Genomic DNA, 26,314 nt, shown 5'->3' with positions numbered 1-26,314 from the left:
ATTTATCTTGTAACTGTAGTTTTCAGCATGCTGCCGTCTGAAACATCAATCCCGCGTGTTCGCGCATTTTATGAAAATGGATAGTAGGCCAGTTTTCTTCGGCCACGCTGATTTCGGCAGCAAAAGTAGCGAGGAAGGTGGGTGCGCCAACCGCATCGTAGGCAATGCGATAATCGTTGGCAGTGATGAAGCGTTGCAACTCACGTGGATCATCGGCCGTAATCCATCGTGCGAGCTGATACTTTGCCGGTATAATTCGTGCCGCCACGCCATATTCATGCTCCAGGCGGTGCGCTACCACTTCAAACTGTAGTGCGCCGACCGCGCCGAGCAGTAGCATGCTGCCAATATGCGGACGAAATACCTGGATCGCGCCTTCCTCACCAAGCTGAGTAAGTCCCAGATTGAGTTGTTTGCTACGTAATGGATCGGCAATTTCAACTGTTCTGAAGATTTCCGGTGCGAAGAACGGCAGGCCGGTAAATTGCAGATTATCGCCTTCTGTCAATGTGTCACCCAGCTGCAACGTACCATGATTGGGAATGCCGATGATGTCACCTGCAAAAGCGGTCTCCAGTAATTCGCGCCGCTGCGAGAGAAAGGAAACGACCGTGCTGGTACGGATATCTTTGCCGCTGCGCACGACTTTAAGATTCATTCCGCGTTTGAATTCTCCTGAACAAATGCGCACAAAGGCGATACGGTCGCGATGGGCAGGATTCATGTTTGCTTGAATTTTGAAGACCAATCCAGAAAATTTTTGCTCGGTCGGCAATACTTTGCGCTGAATTGCGAGACGTGGATTAGGCGCTGGCGCGAGATCGACCAGCGTATCCAGTACTTCCTGTACACCAAAATTATTGATGGCGGATCCAAAGAAAACAGGGGTTTGTTTCCCGCTTAGAAATTCATCACGATTAAATTCCGGAGAAGCTTCTTGAAGCAGCTGGATTTCCTGCCAAGCATGATTCAGGCCAAGATTGAAACGCTCCTGTGCCGCAGGGCTTTCCAAGTCAGTAACGATTTCGATTTTTTCCTGACCAGCGCGATCCTCACCCGGGCGAAAAACCCGCATATGCTGCTCTCTCAGGTCATAGGCGCCATGAAACAGCTTGCCCATGCCAATCGGCCAGGTAAAGGGAATGGTTTCCATGCCCAATGTGCGTTCGATCTCATTCAACAAATCAAATGGTTCTCGTACTTCCCGGTCCATTTTGTTGATAAAGGTGATAATCGGTGTATTGCGCGCGCGACAAACCTGCAGCAGTCGCATGGTTTGCGCTTCTACTCCATTAGCGGCATCGATCACCATTAGCGCGGCATCAACAGCGGTTAATACCCTATAGGTATCCTCGGAAAAATCCTGGTGACCGGGTGTATCGAGCAGGTTAATCACACAGTCGCGATATTCCATTTGCATAACCGAGCTTGCAACCGAAATACCACGCTGTTTCTCGATTTCCATCCAGTCCGAAGTAGCATGGCGGCTTGCCTTGCGTGCCTTGACACTACCTGCGATATGGATTGCGCCTGCATAGAGCAGCAGTTTTTCCGTCAATGTGGTTTTACCCGCATCTGGATGGGAAATGATGGCAAACGTACGACGACGTTTCACCTCATGTTCAATTGACATGGCTGGTCCTCAAATTTTTAGAAATCCGAATTATAGAGATGACAGCGGGTCGCATGTGCAGAACCGAAGCGACTGGTCGATGGATAAACCTCACGGCAAATCGGCATGACATGGGGACAACGGGGATGAAAATGACAGCCAGTTGGTGTGTTTGCTGGCGACGGTGGTTCTCCCTCCAGGCGGATAACGTCGCGCTTGGCATCCAGATCTGTAACAGGAATGGCGGACAACAATGCCTGTGTGTAGGGGTGTTTAGGATGATCGAGCACTTCCTGCGCGGGTCCACTTTCAACGATTCTGCCCAGATACATCACTGCCATTTCATCGGCAAGATAGTCTACGACGGCAATGTTGTGGGTAATGAAAAGATAGGCTAGTCCACGTTTGTGTTGCAGAGATTTCAGTAGATTCAGGATTTGCGCCTGTACGGAAACATCGAGTGCACTGGTCGGTTCATCGCAGATCAGCAACTGTGGATTAACCGCTAAGGCACGTGCGATGGCAATACGCTGACGTTGTCCACCGGAAAATTCATGAGGATAACGCCATTTGACGTCTGCGGGTAGACCAACTTGCTGCAGCAAAGCGTCCACTTCTGTGTATCGTACCGATATATCCTTGTTCTTCTGCCTGGACTGTGCTGGCTGGAGCGCACGGATGCCTTCTTCAATAATTTCAGCAATGCGCATCCGTGGATTGAGTGAGGAATAGGGGTCCTGAAAAACAATCTGGAAAAGCGCTCTTTTTGCCAGCAATTGTTTGCGCCTGAGCTCGCTCAGTGCCTCACCATTCAAATAAACACTGCCCGCCGTTATTTCGACGAGCTGCATAATGCCTTTGCCGACAGTGGTTTTGCCGCAACCCGATTCGCCTACCAGCGCGAGGGTTCGGCCAGGTGCAATTCTGAGTGAGACCCCATCGACTGCCTTGACATGACCGGTAACCCGTTTCAGCAATCCGCGGCGAATTGGAAAATGTATTTTCAGGTCATGTACTTCCAGCAATGCATCATTCTGGTGATCCGTATTATTATTATGCGGAGAATGAGCAATGATTCTTTCTGATGGCGTTACTGCAGGTTTTGTTTTCGAAGTATTTTGAGCGGTGTAGAGGTGACAGCGAACCTGATGCCCGGGCGCAATTTTTACCCACGGCGGAATGGAGGCATGACATACCGACCATGCTTGTTCGCAGCGATCAGCGAAACGGCAGCCGGTGAATGATTTCGATAGCGCCGGAATTTCTCCGCCGATGACGGCCAGCGCGCGGTCGCGTTTTTGCCGCGAGGGCAGTGCTGCGAATAATTTTTGTGAATAGGGGTGAGCGGGCTGCTGGAAAAATTTTTCACGACTGGTGCATTCAACCATTTCGCCAGCGTACATCACGCCGATCTGGTGCGCCATTTCTGCCACTACGCCTAGATCGTGGGTAATCAGCAGAATAGCCATTCCGGTTTGCTGCTGCAGGACGCGCATGAGATCGAGTACTTGCGCCTGAATGGTGACGTCCAGTGCTGTAGTCGGTTCATCGGCAATCAGTAACTCAGGACGTGCCGCCAGCGCCATGGCAATCATGACGCGTTGCTTCATGCCGCCGGAAAACTGGAATGGATATTCCGTCAGCCGTTGCGCCGGATCGGGTATGCTGACATTCTGCAGCAGCTCGATCATGCGGGATTGTATCGCCGGTTTATTCATCGATGTGTGCCGCTGCAAGACCTCTGCAATTTGTGCGCCAACTGTCATCACTGGATTAAGACTGAGCATTGGCTCCTGGAAAACCATGGCAATACGATTGCCACGCAACTCGCGCATGGCTGATTCCGGCAGAGTCAGCAAATCTTGTGCATGCAGGCGAACGCTGCCTTGTGTGACCTCTCCGGCATCCGGCAGCAGGCGCATGATGGACAGGGCAGTCATGGATTTGCCGCAACCGGACTCACCCAGTAGCGCAAAGGTTTGTCCACATTCTATTTCCAGAGATAAGCCGTCTACGGCATAAATGGTTCGCTCACCAACGCGTAGGCGTGTGGTCATGCCTTCGATGGTCAGTAAAGCCGTCATGTGCGTTTTTCCGCTTTGGGTGAGGTTAGGACTTGGCTATCGATTTGTGATTCAGCTCCTGGTTCGTTGCTGTCGTCATGGTTTATCTGCAGGGTTTTGACACGTGGATTAAACGCGTTTTGTACTGAATCGGCAAATAGATTGGCGCTTAGAACCAATGCAAACATGAATATAAATGCTGCAAAAAGTGTCCACCACACCATGGGTTCGCGTGCCATTTCCAACCGGGAAGCATTGATCATGGTGCCAAAACTGATCATTGATGGATCGACCCCCACGCCAACGTAGGATAATACTGCTTCTGCCAGCACCAGTCCGCTGAAATCCATAACGGTCACAATCAGTACGATATGCATGACATTTGGCAGAATATGGCGGCTGATGATACGCCAATGGGAAACACCAAACGCATGTGCTGCCTGAATATATTCCATTTCACGTAGCTTGAGGGCTTCTCCACGCAACAATCGGCACAATCCTGTCCAGCTGGTGATTCCTAAGATGATGCACAAAAACAAAAGTCGTAGATCGGCTCTGGCAGCAACTGTTTCGAATAGATCAGCGTGCGTTTCAATATAAACCTGCATCATGAGCACGGCTGCGGCGATTAATAACACGCTTGGAATGGAGCTGAGAGTCGTATAGGTGTATTGAATAACATCATCGGCAAAACCACGAAAATAACCGGCAGCAACACCGAGCAACAGCGCAAAAGGCAGCATGATCAATGTCGTCAGTGTGCCGATAACCAGACCAACGCGAATACTTTTAAGTGCATGGTAGAGCACATCCTGCCCGACCTTGTCGGTGCCGAGTACATGGTAATGAGAGGCCAGCGCTGTCATCGCGCCGCTGAGTATCAGTATCAACGCCAGTGTTAATAGAATGGCGTTCCACGGAACTTCGGTTGTTCTTTGCCATATGGAGCGATGCATGAGCGCAAACGCTGTGGCACGGCGCTTCGCCAGCCAGTTAACTAGCGCCAGCATAGCAACTATCCACAATATCAATCCGCTCCCAGCACCTAGCAGTGCACGCGACCAGACATCCGCGAGCAATTCCGATTCCGGATCCTGCAATTGTGCGCCCCCGTATATCAATCGAGGAAATTCTCGAACTTGACCGCCATCGGCTGTTTCAATGGTTTCCTTGGCATAAAGATGAGCCGATAGCGGGGCTGAATAGGTTTTTTCCACCTGCTCGCGTAATGGTTTCAACCATACATCCAGTAGACTAAGAACCTCGGTACTGTAGATTTTCTGGACACTTTGATGTGGAGAGTCTGGTAGCAGTGGGCGGAAATGAACGGTATCCAGTAAACCAATTACGATGAAACATGCTAAAACGGTTAGCGCAGACATTCCGCTTGCGCTATGTGTTACTCGACGCCAAGGTGCTCGCAAATGCGCATGTCGCCGGACGTAAATCGTGGAGCCAATACCGGTGGCTACCAGTAGATAAACCAGCGCATCAGTCCAGAGTAAGACGGGGATAAAAGGCATTACAAATGATTCGGAAGGATAATTAATGGGGTTGAGACGACAAATTCCAGCAAAAATGGAAGTATAAAGCTAAAAATACATGTATTTTTGTTTTGTGGTACAGGCAACCTATGATAAAAAGCAATCATTATCAAAAAAATAAAAATGGAGAAAGTCTTGTTTTGTTATTTGAGTGCTTTGCCCGCTTCCGCTAAAGCAGTTTTGACCGCACGAACGTTAATTTGTTTTGCTGGCATGTTGGTCTCGTTGCATATCCATGCTCATGTTCATTCATCCGTGGTGAATTCTCAGTCCCTGTACGAACACCTGATGGATGGTGCCAGTGATCTGCACCAAAAGACCGGTTTGGCGACCCTCAAGCGTTTCTATGGTCTGCGCGATTACCAGCCGGTATGGTCGGAATCGGATCAGCTGTTGCCCAGGGTTGATGTTGCGCTGGCATTTATTGGCCGTGCTGATGAAGAAGGATTGGTGGTTGCGGATTATGATTTCGAGAGTCTTCGGCAATTTCGGCATGAAAACAATAATCCTGTCTCGCTTGAGTTGGAATTATGCGCTACCCAGGCGTTGCTGTCACTGATCCGAGATATCAGTAGTGGGCGGTTGCAGGCAAGCGCCGTCGATCCTGACTGGCATATTACGCAACCGATTTTTGATGCAGCCAGTTTTTTGCAGCAGGCGCTCGCGTCAGATAATTTGCAGCAGGCACTTGAGAGTCTGGCGCCAGATATTCCGCAATATCATGCCCTCAAAAAATTACTGACAAAATTCCGGACACTAGCCGGCAGTGAAGAAAAGTGGCTGCCCATTCCCGAAACCAGCGCATCGATTCGACCCAATACTACCCATTCAGCGATACCGCTCATTCGGCAACGTATTGAGCAGACTCGTGTCTTGTTTGATAATCCAGACTATGCCATTCCCTTCAGCGACAGTCCATTTTATGACGAAACACTGGAAAATGCAGTCAAAGCATTTCAACAACAGCATGGACTGAATGCGGATGGCGTCATCGGTAGGCACACCCGGCAGGCTATGAATCTGTCACCTCAAGAATATATCCAGCGGTTGCGTATCAATATGGAGCGTCTGCGCTGGCTGCCACGGAATCTGAGTGATAGGTATATACTGGTCAACATTGCAGGATTTAATCTGGTCGCAGTTGAGCCAGGCAAGCAGCCCTTGGAAATGCGTATTGTGGTCGGACGAGATTATCGATCAACACCCAGCTTTAACAGCAATATTTCCCATGTTGTGCTTAATCCATACTGGAATGTTCCGAGCAGTATTGCAAATAAAGATTTGTTGCCAAAGCAAAAACAAAATCCTGATTTTTTCGTTTCTCAAGGTATAAAGGTCTATGCTGACCATACGCATGAATTCGAAATTGATCCGGATATGGTTGACTGGCATGCAATTGGCAATAAGCTTCCTTACGCTCTTCGGCAGATGCCGGGTAAGAAAAATGCGCTGGGCAGCATAAAATTCATGTTTTCCAATCCATTTAGCATTTATCTTCACGATACGCCCTCGAAGTCGCTATTTAAAAGGGATATTCGTACTTTCAGCTCAGGCTGCATTCGGCTGGAAAAACCGATGGAGCTTGCCGAATTTTCCTTGCGGCAGTCCATGAAAAAAAGCGGCTTTCAGGATAAACTTAGCAGCGGCAGGCCTTACACGGTACATCTGCCGGAACGATTGCCAATCTATGTTGTGTATCTGACTGCCTGGACTGATGCGCAAGGCAATGTTCGTTTCTTTTCCGATATTTATGGGCGTGACAAGCGGGCATTGACCCTTGCGCACTGGTTAGGTTGAGACGGCCACGTTCGTACTGACTATCTTACTTACTGAAGGGAACCTATTTCAACTAATGGAGAAAATGCATGCATGATTTGATACCTGGTATGACAACACGCCGTCAATTTTTGCGCGCGGGACTTGGTGCCTGTGCTTTGTTGGCTTTTCCTGCTGCACACGCCAACATTATTTCGCAAAGAAGCGAAAAACGCTTGGACATGCTTAATTTACATACTGGCGAGCGCGTCAAGGCGACTTACTGGGTACAAGGGCGCTATATCCCCGACGCCCTGCAATCCATTGACAGGGTGCTACGTGATCATCGTTCTGGTGAACAGCATGCTATAGATCCAAGATTATTGGACCTAATGGAGTATTTGCGTTACCGCATGGGGCGTGTCCAACCCTTCCACATTATTTCCGGGTATCGGTCACCTGCTACCAATGCCATGCTTTCGGCAAACAGCAACGGCGTTGCGACCAAAAGTCTGCATATGCAGGGCAAGGCAATCGATGTTCGCCTGCCCGGCGTGCCGCTTGCTACTCTCCGAAAAGTGGCGATTTCCTTAAATGTAGGCGGAGTAGGTTATTACCCGAAATCTGATTTTATTCACCTGGATACCGGCACCCCCCGTAATTGGTAGAGGGCGCCTCTAAAAATTCGGAACTCTAAGAACCTGTTCAAAGTCTTTTTAGCAGGACTACCGGAAATGCCAAGTGCATGAGCTGCAAGCGGGTGTTGATCATTCGCTCGCAGTTTTCCACAATTTTCTATTCTTTTCCAGCCGCGCGAGACTACACTCGACGATCCATCGCTTGGGCATGACCTTGAATGTGTATAGTTCGCAGCGTTTGGCAATCTGTACTTGCACATGCGCACCCGGGATTTCGCGCACACCCTGTGCAAAGGGCTGGCCCACATAGCCGTTGTCGCACAGCAGGCTTTGCACTCGCCCAAGCTTAGGTTTACAGCGGCGCAGCGCCCGTAGTACTCCTTTTCGGTCTGCCACCTCGGCTGTGGTTACGGCCACCGCGATGCGGCGCTTGATGCCCGGAACCATTCTTACCCGTGTCATAGTCCTTCTGGCCTGCCGTGTCCGTGTTCTTCATGCTCTGTGCGTCCCCAATCAAGAACGTGCTGCAGGCGTTGCGCCCCCGTTTCTCGCGGGCCGCGCCACTGGCAGCTCGTCCGCAGCAGATACAGCACCGCACAGAATACCTCGTACAGATCTACTTGACGTGTGGTGCTGTCCTTTTGCGGGCACTCTCCAGCAACGGCCTGATAACCTTGAATTTCTCCGGCCTGGTATCACTTGGATACCCTCTTCTCATCTTCCAAGCTTTTCATAACTAGGAGACTTTGAACAGGTTCTTATAAAAATATTACTGTTGAAATAAAAATGAAAATGATTATAATTCTCATTCCTGTGAGGAGGTTTGCTTGCTTCTAAATTTGTTTGATGTATTAGGCAAGCATCTAGTCTTCGTTAAGTGGTAGTTACAGGAATTGGAGAAGCGCTCTTTTGGAGCACAAATTAATAATTATTTATTAAATATGGAGTTAAATATGACTGAAATTATGCGGGGCACCGGTTTGGTTTATGGTACGGATGAAGCTGAAGTAATTTGGACTTCCGGTTCATCAATTATATTTGCTGGTGCTGGTGATGATGGAGTTAGAGCAGGCTACCAGAATGATGTTGCTTATATGGGGGACGGTAACGATGTTGCTTATTTAGAAGCAGGTAACGACCTGGCATTCGGTGAGGCCGGCGATGATCTGCTTTATGGGGGATCTGGTAATGATTGGCTAGACGGCGGTGAAGGCAATGATTTTCTGTGGGGTGGAGAAGGAAGTGATCAGCTCTTCGGTGGGGAGGGCGATGATACTATCTATGGCGTTACCGGCACGAATGCGCTGTATGGCTCTAATGGCAATGATCTAATCATTGGCGGCGACGGAACGGATGTCATTTTTGGTGGTGAAGACAATGACGTTATCCTGGGTAACGATGGTAACGATTGGATTAGTGGCGGCTCAGGCGACAACCAAATTTCTGGTGGAGCTGGTGACGATGTTATTTATGGCTCTGGTTCGAGAGAGGGGCGTTCAAATGAGTTTTTCTATAGGGGAGATGACGGTAACGACACGGTGAACAGGTTCAATGCAGAAACAGATCAGTTTGTAATTGCAGCTAACATTAACGACACGGGTATTGAGAGTATCAGCGATTTTTCATCCCGTTTGGAAAGCTATGTTAATGAGGAAGATAGTGGAGATTTTGGAACCATGGTTGATTTGGGGGACGGAAATTCCATCCAGTTAGTTGGGGTTGCGGCCGATGATGTGATCGCTAATCTCGCTGACTTTTTCACTGTAGCGGCATAATTTAGCTTGAAGCAAAAAGAACTCAGTGTGAAGTCTCTGCATTGAGTTCTTTTTGTTTTTAGAATGAATCAGCCCAATTTTTTTCGGAGATTTTTTAGCTTGAGTAAGCGTTGTCGTATTAAGTTATTTTTCAGACAACACAATGATTCTACTGCGTAAAAATTAGCAATAATTGCTTGGTTCGACAGAACCAGAATAGGCATGCTTTGATAAAAATGACTAACTATGTCAAAGGCTGTGATACGGCAAACTGGTGAGGATATTAAAAAACCTCATGGTTAAAATTTGGAGACAATTTCAACCTTATTTTTCACAGTAAGGCGCGTACTTTGTCGGATGAGTCCTGCCTTATGCTAACAGCAATCTACCATTGGTATATGAGAATGATTATTATTTCACCAATAGATTTATAATACGTTAAAGAGGATATTGATTTATGGAAACCTGGGTAAAGTTGATTTTAATAGGCGGGGCGGCTGTAATGTTTTCAGCTATATCTCATGCTGAGATACCAGAAATACCAAAACTGTATGTCACTACAAATGGTCCACAGGCTAGCTTGTATTGGGACGAAGTTTCAGGAGCTGACAACTATACTTTAATTGCTTCTAATTTAAGTGATGGATCGCCCTTTGGTCAGTTTGATTTAGACGTTAGTAGTCGATTTAGCACGACTTTGCCCGAGGGAGCAGGTTTTTTTATTTCAATTCGTGCAGAGAATACAGATGGGAATAGCAATTTTTCTATACCACGCTTGCTGGCAGTGTCGCCTGATTCTACTGAAATGCCTTCAGTAGAACAGGTGATTCAGAATTACGCACGAAACGTTGTATTTAATACCTATACCGATCTTGCCGAACAGACAAAAATGTTGCGTGCCGCTATTATCGAGTTGCAGTTCGACACGACGGATAAAAATCTCTATCAGGCTCAGAACACATGGCGCAATGCGCGTCGCCCATGGGAACAATCGGAGGCATTTTTGTTTGGCCCGGTGGATACTGAGGGGCTAGATCCTGCTTTGGACAGTTGGCCAATAAATTCTGTTGATATACAGAATGTAGTGGATGGCGGAATTCCGCTGACAACAGAGACTGTTAGTGCGTTTGAACCTACCTTAAAGGGCTTTCATGTCATCGAATATTTACTATATGGTAATGATGGCAGAAAAACTGCTTCGCAACTGACAACTAGAGAATTGGCGTATCTAATTGCAGCTGCTAATGTACTTTCAAATGATGCCCGAGCGTTAGCTGATGCATGGAATCCTAATGAAGGGAATTTTCTTTCGGTATTTTCTCAAGCTGGCGCAGGCAGTACGGCATATCCCAGTCTGGCTGCTGCTTTGCAGGAAATGGTTGAAGGCATGATTATAATTTCTGATGAAGTGGTTAACGGTAAACTTAGTAAACCACTTGCAGAACGTAACGCCACTTTTGTTGAATCCCAGTTTAGTTCTAATTCACGATCTGATTTTATGAATAATATTAGAAGCATTAGGAATGTATACACGGGAAATTATTCGTTGTCAGAAGGTCCGGGTTTGAACGCTCTGGTCAAACCGATTAACCCAGCATTAGATGAAGCCATTAATAATCAGATTGAGAAAGCCATTGCTGCTATTCACGCTATACCTCAACCATTTACTGAGTCTATCGTTAGTAATGCTTCCCTAGTACAAGAAGCCATTGACGAAGTGAAGACGCTACTATCATTACTGGTTGATCAATTACTGCCATTAGTTCCTTCAGCTTAATAAGAATAGCGTTTAACTAAAAAATATATTGAAGAGTTATTCCAGAGTGGTCAATCTGAAGGAATTCGTGGCGAACCTGCATAAACGGACTTGCCTGAAGACTAACACTGAAATCATTTTTATTAAAAACAGAAAGTTTTTAATTTTTTATCAAGTTATGAAGTTTCGTATCTTATTTATTTTTACCATATTAATGTGTTGCTCAAATGTGTGGGCCGCACTCCCCGAAGCTCCTGCTGTAATCTATTCTGTGGAGGGTAAACGCGCTAATGCTAGTTGGTTGCCAGTGGATAACTCTAGCAAATATAGGCTACATTGGCTTCCCTATCCGATGCCTAATCCTGTTGAGACAATCAATAGTCTTGATCTTGGAACTGAAACACAGGTATCTGTAATGTTGGATGACGGAGCCATGTTTTATGTTGCCATTACTGCTTATAATCAAGATGGAGAGAGTGCTCTTTCGAATATCGAAGTGGTGGCGATTAATAATGAATTCTCTGGTGGTGATACAACTGTTTTCACCCAGACTAGCTCCGCTTTTGACAACCCAGCACCCAATCTTGACTCCGAAGGAGTAGCGCGGCATTTAATAGGCGATTCTGAGTTCGAACAAAGCTTTGTTACGGCACCTGCGTTAGTCAACAGTGGTTTGGGGCCTGCATTTAACAACAACAGTTGTATTGCTTGTCATCCTAAAGACGGTCGAGGACGACCTCCTGAAGAAGGTGAAACATCTAATTCATTTTTCCTTCGTGTCAGTATTCCTGGAATTGACCAAAAAACTGGTGGCCCAATAGCCATACCCGGATTTGGTACTCAGATCTTTGATAGAGCGGTATTTGGTGTTCAACCAGAAGCAACCGTTGAAACAACATACGCCGAGATCAACGGGAGGTTTGGAGACGATACGGCTTATCAATTACGTAAACCAGTCTTTACTATCGCTAACTCTTATATTAGTTTGCCCAATGAGTATTTAATGTCGCCTCGTGTTGCTCCGCCTGTATTTGGACGAGGTCTACTTGAAGCCATTTCTGATGAAACTTTACTTGACTGGGCAGATGAATATGATTTGAATGACGATGGTATATCCGGTCGTGTCAATCAAGTTTGGGACGCGATTAGTGAAACAGCTGTGATCGGTCGGTTTGGGCTCAAAGCCAACAGTCCCTCAGTATTGGTTCAAACGGCTAGTGCATATCATGGTGATATGGGTATTACCAACGAACTCTTTCCGGAGGAAAGCACCGCTGGCCAACCTCAGAATGATGGCTCAAGCGATGATCCCGAACTAAGACAAGGTGTTCTTGATGATGTGGTATTTTATATTCAAACATTGGCAGTTCCCGCACGTCGTAACATTGATAACCCGCTAGTGAAAAGGGGTCAAATATTATTTGACCAAGCGGGTTGTACTTCTTGTCATATTCCCACGGTAACAACTGGCGTTCTTGAAAGTGTGCCAGAAGTATCCAATCAGGTTATTCATCCTTATACAGATTTATTATTACACGACATGGGTGAAGGACTTGCTGATGATCGATCTGATTTTCTTGCTAACGGACGGGAATGGAAAACCCCCCCACTTTGGGGGATTGGTTTTACTAAGGTTGTCAACGGTCATACCTTTTTTCTACATGATGGACGTGCGCGTAATTTAATGGAAGCAGTTCTTTGGCACGGTGGTGAAGCCGAGTCTGCTACAGAATACTTTCGTACACTTTCATCTACTGATCGAGATGCGTTGATTAAATTTCTTGAATCACTATAATTTTTACGACGACCTGCTTTAAGCCCATTCAGCACTTTCATAGCTTAAAAAATTAGGCACAAAGCCTTTGGTTTGATAAATCTCTTGTTGAGAAACTGCGTTGGTAATAACTGCTGATCTCCATGCCATCATGCTTGTTTGCGGCTCGAAAATTCCGTGTTCGTATCTGCTAAAATTCTGTGCAAAAATCTTGTTATCCTCATGCCCTTCCCATTGAATTGAGAAATCCCTGTTAATCAGAAAGCAATCATTATCGTCAAACTGAATAAAATGTTTTATCGAATTGATAAATGTTGGAATATTGTTCTCGAACCCAGTGCATAGGATGACAATATCAGCATTAAGGCACTCTTTCTGTTGGGTAAAATGATTGGACAGGCTCAGCTCGTATTGCTCTTTATTCTTCTTTACCCTCTCGAGTCGCCGGTATGGAAGAATTTTAAATTTAACTGGCGATCTATCTACGTTTTGAGATAAATAAAGATCATTATAAAGATCTTGTAAGTAAGTTGGTGTATTCCCATCGCTAGATAATTTTTGATAATTAACAATACTTTTTTTTTGCCAAGTATTTATTGAAAAAAAACATTCTGCATAATTAGGACTGAAGTACTCATTAGTGAACGCAGATTCATCCAAAGGTTCTAAGCTTGGCCTGCTGGAAACAAGCGTTATTGATTTGGCGTTACCCCATTTCTCTTTCAGCGCATTTCTAAAAATTTCGACACCGGTTTGGCCACCGCCAATAATAGTAACCCGCTTATCATTCACATTTAGGTTTTCTAAAAACTCTGATTTAGCATGAAAGAATGTTTTGTTTATATACGGTGCCGCAAAATCTGGAATTTTTGGGCTGATTCCTGTGCCGATACAAATATTTTTAGTCTTGTATTTCTTTGTTTTGTTACCAATAACAAAAAAATTACCGTCATATTCGAGTGTTTCAATTCTAGAGTTAAAAGATAACCTTTCCGGCATTTTCTGGGTTACCCACTGACAATACAACTCAAACTCTTTTCTGGTCACCACATTTCTATTGGTGTTCATAAATGAATGGAAAAGGCCATTTTTTACAAGATAGTTTAAGAAGGAATACGGACTTGTAGGATCAACGCCAGTTACCAAATCTTTTAAAAAAGCTGTTTGCATATCAGAATCTGGAAAAATAATTTCCGAGTGCCATTGAAACATGGGTTTTTGATCAAAAAAATGTGTCTTTAATGCTGTATTTTTTTCTGAAACAGCCGCCAAGCTCAAATTGAATGGACCGATTCCAACTCCAATCAAATCAAATATTTTGCTCATGCAAATCGCCTTTCGCTATCAGAGGATTTAGAAGAGGATTTCCAAGTTGTGGCTTAGGTCTTTGCGCAGAATCCTGATAGCCAATTTCGAAACGGACTTTATTTAACAGGACGCGTTGAAAATTACGAGTTAGCAAGCTCGGAGTATTTGATTTTGTTGGGTATTTATTTTCGTAATCTGAGATTATCGAACCCAATAAATGATAAAATTTTTTCTCTTGATAGCGGTGAGACAAATAAAGTGCTTGGGAAATAAACCTAAGCACCGAAACGAAATGACCAGTGATCAGATCATGAATAATGTGCTCAGCAGGAAGAAAATCCAGTTTATCTATCGTAGAGGCAGAAAATTGCCGTCTCGTTTCAGTAGGGAGATTTTCATTTAAACGCAAATCACCCTGGAAATCTTTAACGATTAAACCCGAAGGAATGCTGTTTTTAAGCTTCAGTATTGTGTTTTGACCATGTGCAACCAGACCGATGCCATATTGAGACTGAAGGTGATAAAGCGGGATAATAATTTTTTTAAAATATTCTTCTAACCATGCTTCAATTGATAACAAAGACTGCTCTATCAGGTGCCCAATGAATGATTGTCCATTTTCATCCAAATAAGCCAGCGATCCGGTCATCAAACATTTTTCGTTTACTTGAAGCTTAGTTGTACTGGGTTCTCTCCAAACTGCACCGAGAAACTCTTTATATCGATACGGCGCATCTTGAATATCACGATATGCGGGTGCAATATAGCTAAAAGCTGCAACATCCTTTAAACATTCTGTATTTGCCTCTAAAAAAACTCCATCTTGCTTTAGTATGGACTCAACCCCGTCTGATATTTCCGAGGCCACGGAAATATAATGCGCGGGAATTCCTCGTACACATGACGTATTTAAAATGGAGATGGGGACCTTAATATCGTATAGATTTCTGTTATTACAATTAGAAAAGGTTCTAATCGATATATGCGGCTTGTAGTGATCTCCCGCACTAGATAAATATACAATGCTTTTTTGATCGATATCCTTTTGGAAAAAAAATTGAATTTTATTTTCCCACTGCCAGGGATGTACCGGAACAATATAATAAGAATCAAAATCAATTTTTTTATCGATACATGCTTCTTGCAAGCCATTAAAATCTTGTTCTGGCAAGTCGGCATAAATAATTTCACTAAAAGATTTATTCTTTTGACAGTTAGTCACAAGAATATCTTTTTTGATCGCTACACGGCAAAATCTAATCTCGCTACTTTGCTCTGGCGAGAAAGCAGAAAGATCGTTCGGAGACCATCCAATCCTGCCTTTATTTAGAATAAGCTTAGGATGTCCATTGAGATACGCCTCTATTTCCAAGGAATCTAGTTGCTGCATTTTGTCCACAGATATAGGATTTTGTAGCATAACTTGGTCGCTATATAATGTATGGAACATTTCTTCTAGAAAATTGGCCAGCGTAATGTCTCCCATTTTTGTTAGATGCTGCGTTTCTTTAAAAAAGCTGGCAGCGTCGAGTTCCAGGCCATCACTTCTTGTTAGAGAATCTGCACTAATTACTAGATCACGCCATATACTTTGATATGCCTTGAAGCTGTATGTTAATTTTTCACTTAACTGTAAAGTGTACGAGCCCTTACTTAATTCTCTGATTTCGTTGTAAATAACCTCCTCGTAGTAAAGCTCACTGATAGCCTTGACGATGAGATTCCTATTGACGATTTCCCAGCTCATAAATGCGCACCTGTAAAAAGCCTTTCTCGGGTGCACTCTAAAAGCACGGCGCGCTTATGGGGAAAGTCAAACTCTTTAACCCTTCTCCAGACAGGAAAAGAATCGACGTATTTCAACACTTTTTTGTTATCCGAGCGCGGCTCGGCCATTACTTTTAAAGTTCTGGGGTCATCAAGAAAAAGGAAGTGCACAACACTTTTCAATACCGCGTCAGTATTTTTAAGCCCTAAAAACTTCCTTTCCCCAATGAGGAAATGGAACCCCCTATCGAAATCGCTGCTGTCATAGTAAGGGCCCAAGCGATCTTCCTTGACCCAATAAAACTCAAAATAACCTGCAGGTTCGCCATTAATTTCTAGTAGCGCAGGGAGAAGGTGCGGATCGTTTAAATTCTTTTTTATATATTCAAGATGTTTTTCTTTTTCGCCCTCAAGCTCCCAATACGCTGAAATGCGCGCTTGGTTATGCCACATTGAGAACACCCCCAAATCTTTATCTGGATCAATGACTCTGAAAACAATTGTTTTGTTTATTTCATAAATATATCTTTCATACAGCAGCGCCCCTTTCTCGGGGTTGTGTCTTACTGGATGAGATACATTATTTGTTGTGGTCCAAATTACGGGATAAAGATCTTTTTCAGACGACTTTATCCAATAAGGAGCAAATTGAAAAAACTCGCTCCGGCTAATTGTTATCTTTTGATGATCTAGAGCAATTACTATATTTTTGGTATCAGGGGTAAAGTGGGCTTTGAGTGATTGTTCTCTTTCCAAGAAAACATGCCTAATCATTGAAGTGGATTCATGCATAATCAAAACCTTACTGAATATTAAATAGCGGGTTATTGATAGCGTTGTAGATATCTAAAGGATTTCTTTCCGTATTCTCGTTAATGCCATGTAAACAACAGAAAAAATTTCCTTTTTGTTTGATCATGCTTGAGTAAAGCAAGTAATCAACAAAGGAAGGATCCAGGATATTACTATGTTTCTTGACTAGCAAATAGTTAACAAGCATCCGCAACAGTTCTTTTTCAGTACATGCGCGCTGTACCGCCAAGGCATTAATCAGACTAAATGTAGAGTTAATGATGAGATAGTATCCAAGAAGAGAATGTGCCATTGGGTCGTCTAAAACATTGCCATTTTGTAAGTTTAGTGAGCAAACCTCCGCTTTCATTCTTTCATAACCGAGCCGGGTATATCCTGTGCCCTGGCAATCCCTAAAAATAACACCGCATGGATAACTATCTGTTAATTCAACAATAATATTTTGTTGGTGCGCGCCAAAAAGAATACCGTAGTTGGCTTGCGCCATAATGAATGGATCGAGCACGTTTTCCAGATAAAGACTAAACCATTTTTTAGCATCAACATTGCGCAAGGAAAAAAAGCCGTTATCTGAATAAGGATTAATTTGCGTAATGGTCGATAAAACAATCGTCTCCTTTTTGCCTTGCTTTTCTCGAAATGGATTCTCTCTGACCAAAACAATCGTATCCAAAAGTATTGATTTGGACCGGCCTTTAATCGCCAAAAAAGAAGGTTCATTTAGGATGTGAAAATTTTTATTTTCAATGAGAAATTGCTTTCCATATGTTGAGCTCATTACATCATGGACCTGAAGCCCCCTGACAACTTCGACTTCTTGCAAATGTCTTACGGAGTTTGTGATTCTCAATGAAAGTGAAAATTTAAGCATATAGTCACTATTTTCACAGTAAATAGTTCTTAAAGAGCTGGTTGCCTTCCATTTGAGCAGTCCTTCTTTTTTAACCAGTACCATATCCTCATTCTTCATGAGTATTTGAATCTCTTTATTGTTTTTTAGCGCATTAAATTGCCACGGGTGAAAAGGAAACGGTACGTACTGATTACCCGGGTGACGGCTATGATCTTGTACAAAAAGATTCACACACCAATTTCGATCATTAAAGTATTGGGCGTTGTTTTGAATAAAATATTTTTTGTTCAGCAATACCCACTGAAGAGAGAAAGAACCGCCAAACTCGGGTGCGAATAATTGATGATCATGATTTTTAAACTGTACTTTGCTTTTAGGGCATGGATGAAAGTTATGCCCGAGTATTAATGCCTGCTCGGCGTCTATGAAAGACCAGTACTTACTGCTGAGGAGACCTTCATAATCCGCTCTCCGATAACTTAAAATCTCCGTTAGGTTTTTGTAGCTTTCCATTATTCTTAGAAATAACACTGGTTTTCTATCATCTTTATTTACAAGCTTAAGTAGCTCTTGCACGAATTCCTTAAAGCTTAAAGATGTTTTTTCCCTGCCTGCTGTTCTGTAAAAAATATTTGTATAGGCATGACTTCCTACGGTCGAAAAATTTTCTAGAACAATACTCAAAGATTGATATTTATTTTTAAATACAATCTCATTGCTTTCTACCTCAAAGTCATGCCATTCTCTTAACAGGGAATTTACGAGCGCGGTAGCAGAGTATTTCTCAGCAAGCTGTCGGGTATTCAAATCGTCCTGAGTCATTTCAATACAATAATAAAGTCAACATTTTTCGCTTATTGCTCAATAAATCTTCGTTTACAAGCTACCTGTCTCCAGGTTAGATCGGCTAATAATAAAGCACCGATTAATTTTTGTAAATGCAAATCATTTGCATTATAATTATCGTTATTAAAATATAAAATTTTTTAAAACAATCGAATCTACTGTGAGTCAGAACAAAATTGTGCCAGTCTCGCCAATTCTTCTTACCCTGCCTGTTGCAATGGTCGGGTCGACACAAAGTTTATTCGTCATCGCGCTACCCATTATCCTGATATTGACTGACTTAAGAATAAGTCAACTGAGTCCAATTCTGGGGCTTTCTGCACTAGCATTCTTAATTGGCGGCTACACTTGGCCAAGACGAATAGTACCGGGACGCCGTCGTCAGCTATTGAAACGACTTCTGATTACTGCAACCATAAGCCAGGCATTGTTCGTCGCAACCATGTTTGCCAGTGCACATGAAATGATCGGAGTAATCATGTTGATGGGAATGTTATTTATTACGCGATTTACTTTCGGACTAACCGTCTCGGGCATCTATCCAATAGTGCAGACCTGGCTGGTCAGTGAACACCCTGCGCACTTACGTTTTATAGTACTAACACAGATGAGCGCGGTAATCAGCGCCGGTCGTGTACTGGTTCCTTTGATAACGGCAGGATTAATAATATACAGGCCGGAGATGGTGTTTGCTCTGTTGATAGGACTGCCACTTGCTGCGTGGACACTGTTACCGCCTGAATACGCTCAACAAGCCAATACACTTCCCGCATCAATAGTCAGTCGATGGCCGCAGGCAATTATTGCTATACCAACAACACTTATTCATATGAGTCTGGGGCTCACCGAGTTCATTATCGGACCTTATCTCACTGCTGAATGGGGCACCACTCTCGAGGACACGCTAATCTACACCGCATTATTACTCGCATGTATAGCTGCTTGCATGATGCTGGCTCAATTTGCAAGTATCCGCTTTTGCCTCGATCCAAGCATGCTGATGACATGGTCTCCATTGGGTATGGCTTTAGGCGCAACATTAATTACTATCTGCCCATCGGTACTGCCCGCCGGATTAATATTAGTCTCAATTTCACTGGCTTTATTACTGCCCGCTTCGGCTGCCGGCGCTGCAGCATGCGGCAAACCGCATGCGCATGCGCAAGCGCACGCAAGCGCCGATCTATATACTGCACGTATCCTTGGGCATTTACTGGGCGTTACATTCGCAGGCCCGTTGTTTGAAAGCACCTCAAATCTACCACTTTTCATCGCTGCAGCACTTGCGCTTACTGCTATTCCAACCAGCACAGGCCTGCGGCGGGCATTGGCGGTAGATAAAGAAAGCTAGGTTGGTGAGAACCTGCCATTTCAGATTCTCAGCGCCAGCCTGATTTCGGTTACTGGTAAATTTTGAGTTGCCTCGGGCGTCATTTTGCTTCCGTAAATTCTGGGACATCCGCGCCCAGGCGTGACAGTAGTGGCAACAATATTAGCCGCACTCGCATGAGCCGGGCATAGAACAGTAGCCGGGTGCGCTTGCACATCATCACGGGCGTCAGGCTGCGTACTAACGCCAGTACGATAGTCAACTTGCTGTGAGATTACCGGTGGCGGAGAGCAGAGCGGGACACAACCGGCAACGCATACTTTCTGTCGCACTGTCCAGCACGCTGACGCTCAACGTGACCAGCATTGCGTCAGCAGAAAGTGTGTCCAGTTGTGCTTTCTGGCATGGCCGTGCCGAATGATACTGCCTGGCGTCTTCTCCGATTGGCGTGGAATCAACGTGTCGTCGATGACTAGATTGAGGGTCTCCTTGGGCAAAGCACGTTGACTATCTCGAATAAGGCTCTTACCAGCCGTAGTGTCCGGACGCTGATTGCACGTGCCATCCAACCTGACAGGCGAAGATGAGCAGTTTGAGCATAGGACATCGGGCGTCAACCGCGCTAAGCTTCACTTCTATCAAATAATTTTTGCTCATTTGAGATTATTTACGTCTCGTGTCGCTGCTCCGATTCTGCCCTAAGGACTGATTCCCTGGTAATGAATGCCTAAACTTAAGACATCTGTTATAAAAGCCACATAAACGTATTCCGTTCAAGTTGCAACAAGTATGATGTCTCGCAACCCAAAGTTAATTTGGGCGAGTTGTTACAAATTTCCGATTAGCTTTGTCTGTAGCCTGGACATGTGTGTCACAGAATCGTTAAGTTTAAGCAAGCTCAATTCAGCACAAATCCACTTTAAAACTTGAATTATTCGCAAAAAATTCAAGCCATGTATTGCAAATAGTAATAACAATCATTATCATTACCATTGTTTATAGCAAATAATCCATAGGTATTACAGGATTATTTGTGAACAGACTTTAACAGCTGTCGTATTTTGCACACCATTAGTCAGCTAAGTGATTTGAGGGGCTTCTTTTATCTATGGGTATATTTATTACCCTCGTTCTAGGAATCGCTCAGTTATTTTAATTTTTAACTACAAAGGATGTCGTTTGTTACAAAAAATACATTTGTGGGTTGGACTTATTGTCGGTGGGCTATTTTGTTTATCCGGGCTGACCGGCAGTGTGTTGGTATTCGATGATGAGCTGGACACCTATTTCAATTCGGGGTTGTGGTATGTGGAGCCGCAACCTGGTCTGATCAAGCTGGATGAAGCAACAGGCAAAGTTCAGTCTAGTTTTCCAAATCGCGCGCTGTTGTTGGCACGTTTGCCGCGTGAGTCAAGTCGGAGTATCGAGTACTGGATGGAGGGTGAGGAGTTGCAACTTGTTTATGTCAACCCTTGGACTTTGGAGATTCTTGGTCATCGTGAGGAGCATTCCGGTTTTCTGGGTTTTCTGCATGATCTTCATGTACATTTATTGGCTGGGGATGAAGGACTATTAGCCAACGGCGTTATGGGTTTAGTCCTGCTATTGATGGTTCTAACCGGACTTTGGTTGGCATGGCCGGGTTGGCGGAAATTGCTCAATGCGCTGCGCATTCCCAAGAAAGAGTCACGAGTGGCGCACTGGTTTGCATTGCATCGTTCCGTAGGATTGATTTCAATGGTGTTACTTTTTATTGCGGCGCTGACGGGTGCCGCGATGGTCTTTCACAAGCAAACAAATGCTGCGTTGATTGCGATCTTCGGGGGGCCAGGTTTGCAGCGGCCGCCATTGATTGATGCGGCTGAATCACGAGCGGTACAGAAGTTTCCCAGTGAGTTACTGAAAACAGCGGAATCTGCTATTCCGGGTGCAACTGCAACTTGGATAAAGTTTCCGACCCAACCAGATATGCCTTTTTTGGTCAGACTAAGGTATCTGGATGACTCCCACCCAAATGGCACCAGCTATGTTGCGATGGATGCTGTTACGGGTGAAGTGCTTATGAATCACGATGTTAAACTTAGCGGTACCGGTCAACAAATAGCCGATCTTAAATATCCTTTACATATCGGGACGGTGGCGGGATTGCCGGGCCGCACCGTTATATTTATAGCCGGTTTAATCCCGACGATCCTTTTTGTTACTGGTGCCTATACCTGGTGGTATCGACGACAGAAGACTCCCGGTGAAGCTCGTAAAAATGCCCGTGGTCCGATTGATGACCGCTGCTAGGTTTTTTTACGTTTCCGCTTAGCCATATATACCAAAATCATGCAGTAATTAATTAAGCGGAATTTAGGAAATTCATACCTATAATGTTAATAATTATTATTAACATTATTACTATTGTTTCTATTAAAAGCGGGTCTACAAATGACAACAAAACTGTATTTGGTTCATCAATGGCGCACTATTCTAGCCACTCACTTATCATTTATTGGTTGCTTGCTGCCAAGTTACATATTAGCTCAGAACGCATCTGACGGAAGTGTGAGTATGGAGCCGGTCGTAGTGACAGCTACGCGTACTGAGACATCCGTTTCAGAAATGACGCGCTCGGTGACTGTAATAACACATGAAGAAATACAGCAGCAATCCGGCTTATCGCGAAATTTAGGCGAAGTTCTGGCTAAAACAGTGCCTGGTCTTGGTCCCGGTACAGAAGCGCTGTCCACTTTTGGACAAACATTGCGTGGACGCGATTACCTTGTATTGATTGACGGCATTCCACAGTCAACCGCGTTACGGTCGAGCAGTCGCGATCTTAATACCATTGACGTGGATGCTATTGAGCGGATTGAGGTGGTGCGTGGCGGTACGGCAGCGTATGGATTCGGCGCAGCAGGTGGGCTGGTTCATATTATCACCAAGAATCCGTCAAAGAAGCTTCTCGATGGTCATTCTAAGGCAGGTATGCGTTTTTCCACTCAGCACTTTGATGATTCTATACGCTGGGAAACGACGCACCGTGTTTCCGGTACAAGGGATAATGTTGATTATTTACTATCCGGAACATATGGTCAGAGCGGTGGTTTTTTTGATTCCGGTGGTCATCGTATTGCACCGGACCCAATCGGGGTTCAGGGTGGTTTGGCCGATACCAACAACTACAATATCCTCGGCAAACTCGGGTATAACTTTGATAATAATCGTCAACGTGTACAGGTGACAGTTGATCATTTTAATATCAAACAAGACACCAAATATACTTTTGGCCTCGGTGATCCCGCAAAGGGTATCAGGACGCCCGCGGTACGCGGTCGTACGAATGTATTTGATCCCGGCACCGAAAACACAATTGTTGGCTTAGATTACATTAACCGCGATTTTTTTGGCAGTCGAGTTGCACTGAAAGGCTATTATGGTGATTTGACGGCGCGCTTTGCGAAGTTTCCTGGTTTTGCTCAAACAGAGGTTCAGACAGAGAAATTTGGCTCTCGTTTGACCATCGATACGCCATTAAAAATTAAGAACTACGATTTTAGCCTCGTTTGGGGTGTTGATTACTTGCGCGATAAAGCGGTACAGAAAGGGTTGGATGGTCCCACTGTTGTACCTTATATGAAGCAAGATGCTTTTGCCGGTTTTATGGAGCTTGAATTGCCGCTAAGTACCATCGGCCTTGTACGCGGCGGTTTTCGGCATGAAGATATTACTGTGGATGTTTCTGATATCGTCAATCGCGGTGGGTCATTTGTAGAAAGTGGCAAACTGAATTATGGTAAGACTTTGTTTAATGGGAGTGCCGTATTTTACTTAACTGATTTCCTTGATTTATTTGGTAGTTTTAATCAAAGCTTTTCAGTTGCTGACATTGGCCGCGCTATCCGAGATGCAAATGCTTCTATTACCAGCGCGAGTCAACTTGAATCTGAAGCACAGAAAGTGGATAGCTACGAAGTCGGCCTGCGCGCCAATAAAGGGCCTGTGCAGGCTTCTGTTGCCGGGTTCTACAGTAGTTCAAATAACGGCACTACTTTTAACCGTGATTTGAGCATCGTGAAGCAGCCTGAGCGTATTTGGGGTGTTGAGGGCGCGTTGTCTTATCGCATTAATAAGCAATGGAATACTGGCGGTACGGTAAGCTGGGCGGAGGGCGAGGTGGATCTCGACGATAATGGCAGCTTTGAAGAAGACCTACCCAGTACGCGCATTTCGCCGGTTAAATTATCTGGTTTTCTTGAATATAGCCCAAAGACTTGGTGGCATAACCGGGTGCAGGTGCTGTATGTTGGCGACCGGAGCTCCAATTCGACTCAATTCGGTGGCGCCGATGTCAATGATTACACCATAGTTGATTTAACCACCCGTGTAGCGGTGGGGCCTGGCCATCTTACTGTGGCAGTGAATAATTTGCTGAATGAAAATTACTTTACGTTGGTTAGTCAAGCATCAGTTTCGCCGTTTGGTTTTGCCAAGGGACCGGGGCGCATTGTCGGTATTAACTATGCATTTAACTGGTAACAATAATCATTATGCCGTTAGCTACGCGGGTTAGGCCAGTAGCAGAACTCATTGAGATACTCTTGCTATATACTTGGACGATACGTTGTGATAAGTGCCAGCCAATCTCCTGGCCTATTTCATTCACCGTTTTTATACTGCGGATTGCTCCAAGTACAACTTTAGTCTTCAAATTACCCGTAAAATTCTTGCGCTTTATTCCACTCATTTCCTGCTCCTTTTACAGCAGGTCACCATCTTAATGTATCGCCAGAAAATTGGTATCCACTATGGTTATCAGGCTTTTTCTGGAGAATGCCCGCAAAAGGACAGCACCACACGTCAAGTAGATCTGTACGAGGTATCCTGCACGGTGCTGTACCTGCTGTACCTGCTGTACATGGGCTGCCGGCTGCCAGTGGCGAACCCTGCCCAGTGACTTTTCCAAGTGGCGCAAGTGCACTCATACTGGGCCATTTGCAGTAAGCCCCGCGAAGAAGGCGGTCTGCTGGAGCAGGTATTAAAAAAATCAGGCTGGTGCGGCCCGCGAGAAACGGGGGCGCAACGCCTGCAGCACGTTCTTGATTGTGGACGCACAGAGTATGAAGAACACGGGCACGGCAGGCCAGAAGGACTATGACGTGGACAAGAAGGGTTTCGGGCATCAAGCGCCGCATCGCGGTGGACACGCAAGGGCGCTGCCGCACGCGGTGGCCGCAACCACAGCCGAGGTGACAGACCGAAAAGGAGTACTACAGGCGCTGCGCCGCTGTAAACCTAAGCTTGGGCGAGTGCAAAGCCTGCTGTGCGACAACGGCTATGTGGGCCAGCCCTTTGCACAGGGTGCGCGCGAAATCCCGGGTGCGCATGTGCAAGTACAGATTGCCAAACGCTGCGAACTATACACATTCAAGGTCATGCCCAAGCGATGGATCGTCGAGCGTAGTCTCGCACGGCTGGAAAAGAATAGAAGACTGTGGATGAACTGCGAGCGAATGATCAACACCAGCTAGCAGTTCATCCACTTGGCCTTCCCGGTCCTTCTACTCAAAAGGCTTCCTGATTAGTTACTTCTCTCAGAAATCTTGTAAAATCTACAAATTGCGAAGAAACGTAGCAAAATCAGAGGAGGATGGCAATGGCGATGAATAAAATTCAGTTTCAGGCAGGCCTGTCACTGCATGAATTTCTGCATCAATATGGCACGGAAGCACAATGTGAAGCAGCATTGTTTGCTGCGAGGTGGCCACATGGCTGGAGATGCCTGCGCTGCGATGGGGAGCGATATTCCTGTACCCATAACGGCCGCAAGCTATGGGAATGCCTGGATTGTGGCTACCAATGTTCTTCAATTGTCGGCACCGTGTTTGAAAATACTAAATTACCGCTAAGAACCTGGTTTCTGGCCATTTACTTGATGACGCAAAGCAAGAATGCGGTCAGTGCATTGGAACTCAAACGTCAGCTGGGGGTAAGTTACAAAACGGCATGGTCGATCAAGCATAAGCTGTTACAGACCATGCTGCTGCGCGAAGAGCAACGCCGTCTGGATGGACGCGTGGAGGTTGACGATGCTTATCTGGGAGGTGAAAGGCCGGGAAAGCGCGGGCGGGGCGCGGCAAGTAAGACGCCATTTGTAGCGGCAATACAAACAAACAGCGAGGGGAAGCCACTTTATATACGCTTGACTCCCGTAGCGGGTTTTACATATGAAGCGCTCAAACAGTGGTCGGCTGAATGTCTGTCATCTACTGCACGAGTCGTATCTGATGGTTTGGGGTGTTTCGGGGCGGTTACGCATACAGCCGCGCAGCATGAGCGCCATATTGTGGGAAGTGGCAAATCTGCTGTGCAGCGTGCCGAGTTTCGCTGGGTCAATACGCTTCTTGGCAATCTCAAGACTGCCTTCAGCGGAACCTACCATGCATTCAATCACGCCAAGTATGCACAGCGCTATCTTGCAGAATTCTCCTATCGCTTCAATCGCCGTTTTGATTT

20 protein-coding genes and 1 pseudogene are annotated in these 26,314 nt (G+C 45.2%); 12 read left to right on the top strand and 9 right to left on the bottom strand.

Translation table 11 applies throughout. The annotated features are described in order from the left end of the window. Positions 1-22: 22 nt before the first annotated feature. The 3 genes from NSMM_RS10135 to NSMM_RS10125 are packed head-to-tail and all read right to left on the bottom strand — an operon-like array spanning position 23 to position 5,198. Entirely contained in the window at positions 23-1,633 is a 1,611-nt protein-coding gene (locus tag NSMM_RS10135) for a peptide chain release factor 3 (RefSeq protein WP_090287121.1), read from the bottom strand. A gap of 17 nt (positions 1,634-1,650) precedes the next feature. After that, positions 1,651-3,696 (bottom strand): ABC transporter ATP-binding protein, encoded by a 2,046-nt coding sequence (locus NSMM_RS10130; RefSeq protein ID WP_090287119.1) that lies wholly within the window; start codon positions 3,694-3,696, stop codon positions 1,651-1,653. Continuing rightward, entirely contained in the window at positions 3,693-5,198 is a 1,506-nt protein-coding gene (locus NSMM_RS10125) for an ABC transporter permease (RefSeq protein WP_090287117.1), read from the bottom strand. The genes NSMM_RS10130 and NSMM_RS10125 overlap by 4 nt, the downstream gene beginning before the upstream one ends. Positions 5,199-5,342: 144 nt before the next feature. On the opposite strand from NSMM_RS10125, the gene NSMM_RS10120 reads away from it, so the two are divergent. Then, positions 5,343-7,016, top strand: coding sequence for a L,D-transpeptidase family protein (locus NSMM_RS10120; protein ID WP_090287115.1), 1,674 nt, complete (start codon positions 5,343-5,345; stop codon positions 7,014-7,016). Between the two features lie 68 nt (positions 7,017-7,084). Then, positions 7,085-7,642, top strand: coding sequence for a peptidoglycan L,D-endopeptidase MepK (gene mepK, locus NSMM_RS10115; RefSeq protein ID WP_090287113.1), 558 nt, complete (start codon positions 7,085-7,087; stop codon positions 7,640-7,642). Between the two features lie 37 nt (positions 7,643-7,679). Here mepK and NSMM_RS10110 read toward each other — a convergent pair. Continuing rightward, positions 7,680-8,330, bottom strand: a pseudogene (locus tag NSMM_RS10110) (transposase). A 175-nt stretch (positions 8,331-8,505) separates the two neighbouring features. Here NSMM_RS10110 and NSMM_RS10105 point away from each other — a divergent pair. The 3 genes from NSMM_RS10105 (at position 8,506) to NSMM_RS10095 (ending at position 12,917) form a co-directional block, all read left to right on the top strand. Further along, positions 8,506-9,387: a calcium-binding protein gene (locus NSMM_RS10105; protein WP_218121088.1), complete on the top strand. Its 882-nt coding sequence runs from the start codon at positions 8,506-8,508 to the stop codon at positions 9,385-9,387. Between the two features lie 436 nt (positions 9,388-9,823). Beyond that, positions 9,824-11,143, top strand: a complete 1,320-nt coding sequence (locus NSMM_RS10100) for an imelysin family protein (RefSeq protein ID WP_090287109.1) — start codon at positions 9,824-9,826, stop codon at positions 11,141-11,143. 67 nt (positions 11,144-11,210) lie between these two features. Beyond that, complete coding sequence (locus NSMM_RS10095) at positions 11,211-12,917, top strand: di-heme oxidoreductase family protein (protein ID WP_218121087.1); 1,707 nt, start codon at positions 11,211-11,213, stop codon at positions 12,915-12,917. Between the two features lie 18 nt (positions 12,918-12,935). Here the strand turns inward: NSMM_RS10095 and NSMM_RS10090 are convergent, their stop codons facing one another. Genes NSMM_RS10090 through NSMM_RS10075 form a run of 4 tightly spaced genes read right to left on the bottom strand, consistent with a single transcriptional unit; the run spans position 12,936 to position 18,459 of the window. Further along, the gene (locus NSMM_RS10090) at positions 12,936-14,222 is read right to left on the bottom strand and encodes a lysine N(6)-hydroxylase/L-ornithine N(5)-oxygenase family protein (protein ID WP_090287107.1); all 1,287 of its coding nucleotides are present in this window, start codon (positions 14,220-14,222) and stop codon (positions 12,936-12,938) included. After that, positions 14,206-15,951 (bottom strand): IucA/IucC family protein, encoded by a 1,746-nt coding sequence (locus NSMM_RS10085; RefSeq protein WP_090287105.1) that lies wholly within the window; start codon positions 15,949-15,951, stop codon positions 14,206-14,208. The genes NSMM_RS10090 and NSMM_RS10085 overlap by 17 nt, the downstream gene beginning before the upstream one ends. Then, a complete protein-coding gene (locus tag NSMM_RS10080) occupies positions 15,948-16,727 on the bottom strand; it encodes a GNAT family N-acetyltransferase (RefSeq protein ID WP_218121086.1) in 780 nt (259 codons plus the stop codon). The genes NSMM_RS10085 and NSMM_RS10080 overlap by 4 nt, the downstream gene beginning before the upstream one ends. 46 nt (positions 16,728-16,773) lie before the next feature. Continuing rightward, a complete protein-coding gene (locus tag NSMM_RS10075; RefSeq protein ID WP_090287101.1) occupies positions 16,774-18,459 on the bottom strand; it encodes an IucA/IucC family protein in 1,686 nt (561 codons plus the stop codon). A 184-nt stretch (positions 18,460-18,643) separates the two neighbouring features. Here NSMM_RS10075 and NSMM_RS10070 point away from each other — a divergent pair, with 184 nt between their 5' ends. After that, a complete protein-coding gene (locus tag NSMM_RS10070) occupies positions 18,644-19,834 on the top strand; it encodes a hypothetical protein (protein WP_218121085.1) in 1,191 nt (396 codons plus the stop codon). Between the two features lie 79 nt (positions 19,835-19,913). Here NSMM_RS10070 and NSMM_RS15725 read toward each other — a convergent pair whose 3' ends face one another. After that, positions 19,914-20,075, bottom strand: a complete 162-nt coding sequence (locus NSMM_RS15725; RefSeq protein ID WP_176753937.1) for a hypothetical protein — start codon at positions 20,073-20,075, stop codon at positions 19,914-19,916. Between the two features lie 18 nt (positions 20,076-20,093). On the opposite strand from NSMM_RS15725, the gene NSMM_RS15720 reads away from it, so the two are divergent. The 6 genes from NSMM_RS15720 to NSMM_RS10045 form a co-directional block, all read left to right on the top strand. After that, on the top strand, positions 20,094-20,234 hold the full coding sequence (locus NSMM_RS15720; protein WP_176753936.1) for a hypothetical protein: 141 nt from the start codon (positions 20,094-20,096) through the stop codon (positions 20,232-20,234). A gap of 758 nt (positions 20,235-20,992) precedes the next feature. Further along, the gene (locus NSMM_RS10065; RefSeq protein WP_218121084.1) at positions 20,993-22,105 is read left to right on the top strand and encodes a PepSY-associated TM helix domain-containing protein; all 1,113 of its coding nucleotides are present in this window, start codon (positions 20,993-20,995) and stop codon (positions 22,103-22,105) included. A 141-nt stretch (positions 22,106-22,246) separates the two neighbouring features. Then, entirely contained in the window at positions 22,247-24,337 is a 2,091-nt protein-coding gene (locus tag NSMM_RS10060; RefSeq protein ID WP_090287096.1) for a TonB-dependent receptor, read from the top strand. A 94-nt stretch (positions 24,338-24,431) separates the two neighbouring features. Next, positions 24,432-24,755: a hypothetical protein gene (locus tag NSMM_RS15230; protein ID WP_143001925.1), complete on the top strand. Its 324-nt coding sequence runs from the start codon at positions 24,432-24,434 to the stop codon at positions 24,753-24,755. Between the two features lie 142 nt (positions 24,756-24,897). Beyond that, positions 24,898-25,329 carry a transposase gene (locus NSMM_RS10050; protein ID WP_090287092.1) on the top strand — a complete coding sequence of 144 codons (432 nt, stop codon included), beginning with the start codon at positions 24,898-24,900 and terminating at the stop codon, positions 25,327-25,329. Between the two features lie 125 nt (positions 25,330-25,454). Beyond that, a partial coding sequence (locus NSMM_RS10045) for an IS1595 family transposase (protein WP_090283480.1) occupies positions 25,455-26,314 on the top strand: 860 nt, incomplete at its 3' end.

Origin of the sequence: Nitrosomonas mobilis (assembly GCF_900103035.1) — a bacterium.
GTDB classification, from domain to species: Bacteria; Pseudomonadota; Gammaproteobacteria; order Burkholderiales; family Nitrosomonadaceae; genus Nitrosomonas; species Nitrosomonas mobilis.
This window is presented reverse-complemented; position numbering and strand designations above follow the sequence as displayed.

What these genes read in the sequence shown, in the direction of transcription:
- NSMM_RS10135 (WP_090287121.1), bottom strand. Translation starts at nt 1,633, where the DNA reads ATGTCAATTGAACATGAGGTGAAACGTCGTCGTACGTTTGCCATCATT.
- NSMM_RS10130 (WP_090287119.1), bottom strand. Translation starts at nt 3,696, where the DNA reads ATGACGGCTTTACTGACCATCGAAGGCATGACCACACGCCTACGCGTT.
- NSMM_RS10125 (WP_090287117.1), bottom strand. Translation starts at nt 5,198, where the DNA reads ATGCCTTTTATCCCCGTCTTACTCTGGACTGATGCGCTGGTTTATCTA.
- NSMM_RS10120 (WP_090287115.1), top strand. Translation starts at nt 5,343, where the DNA reads ATGGAGAAAGTCTTGTTTTGTTATTTGAGTGCTTTGCCCGCTTCCGCT.
- mepK (WP_090287113.1), top strand. Translation starts at nt 7,085, where the DNA reads ATGCATGATTTGATACCTGGTATGACAACACGCCGTCAATTTTTGCGC.
- NSMM_RS10100 (WP_090287109.1), top strand. Translation starts at nt 9,824, where the DNA reads ATGGAAACCTGGGTAAAGTTGATTTTAATAGGCGGGGCGGCTGTAATG.
- NSMM_RS10090 (WP_090287107.1), bottom strand. Translation starts at nt 14,222, where the DNA reads ATGAGCAAAATATTTGATTTGATTGGAGTTGGAATCGGTCCATTCAAT.
- NSMM_RS10085 (WP_090287105.1), bottom strand. Translation starts at nt 15,951, where the DNA reads ATGAGCTGGGAAATCGTCAATAGGAATCTCATCGTCAAGGCTATCAGT.
- NSMM_RS10075 (WP_090287101.1), bottom strand. Translation starts at nt 18,459, where the DNA reads ATGACTCAGGACGATTTGAATACCCGACAGCTTGCTGAGAAATACTCT.
- NSMM_RS10060 (WP_090287096.1), top strand. Translation starts at nt 22,247, where the DNA reads ATGACAACAAAACTGTATTTGGTTCATCAATGGCGCACTATTCTAGCC.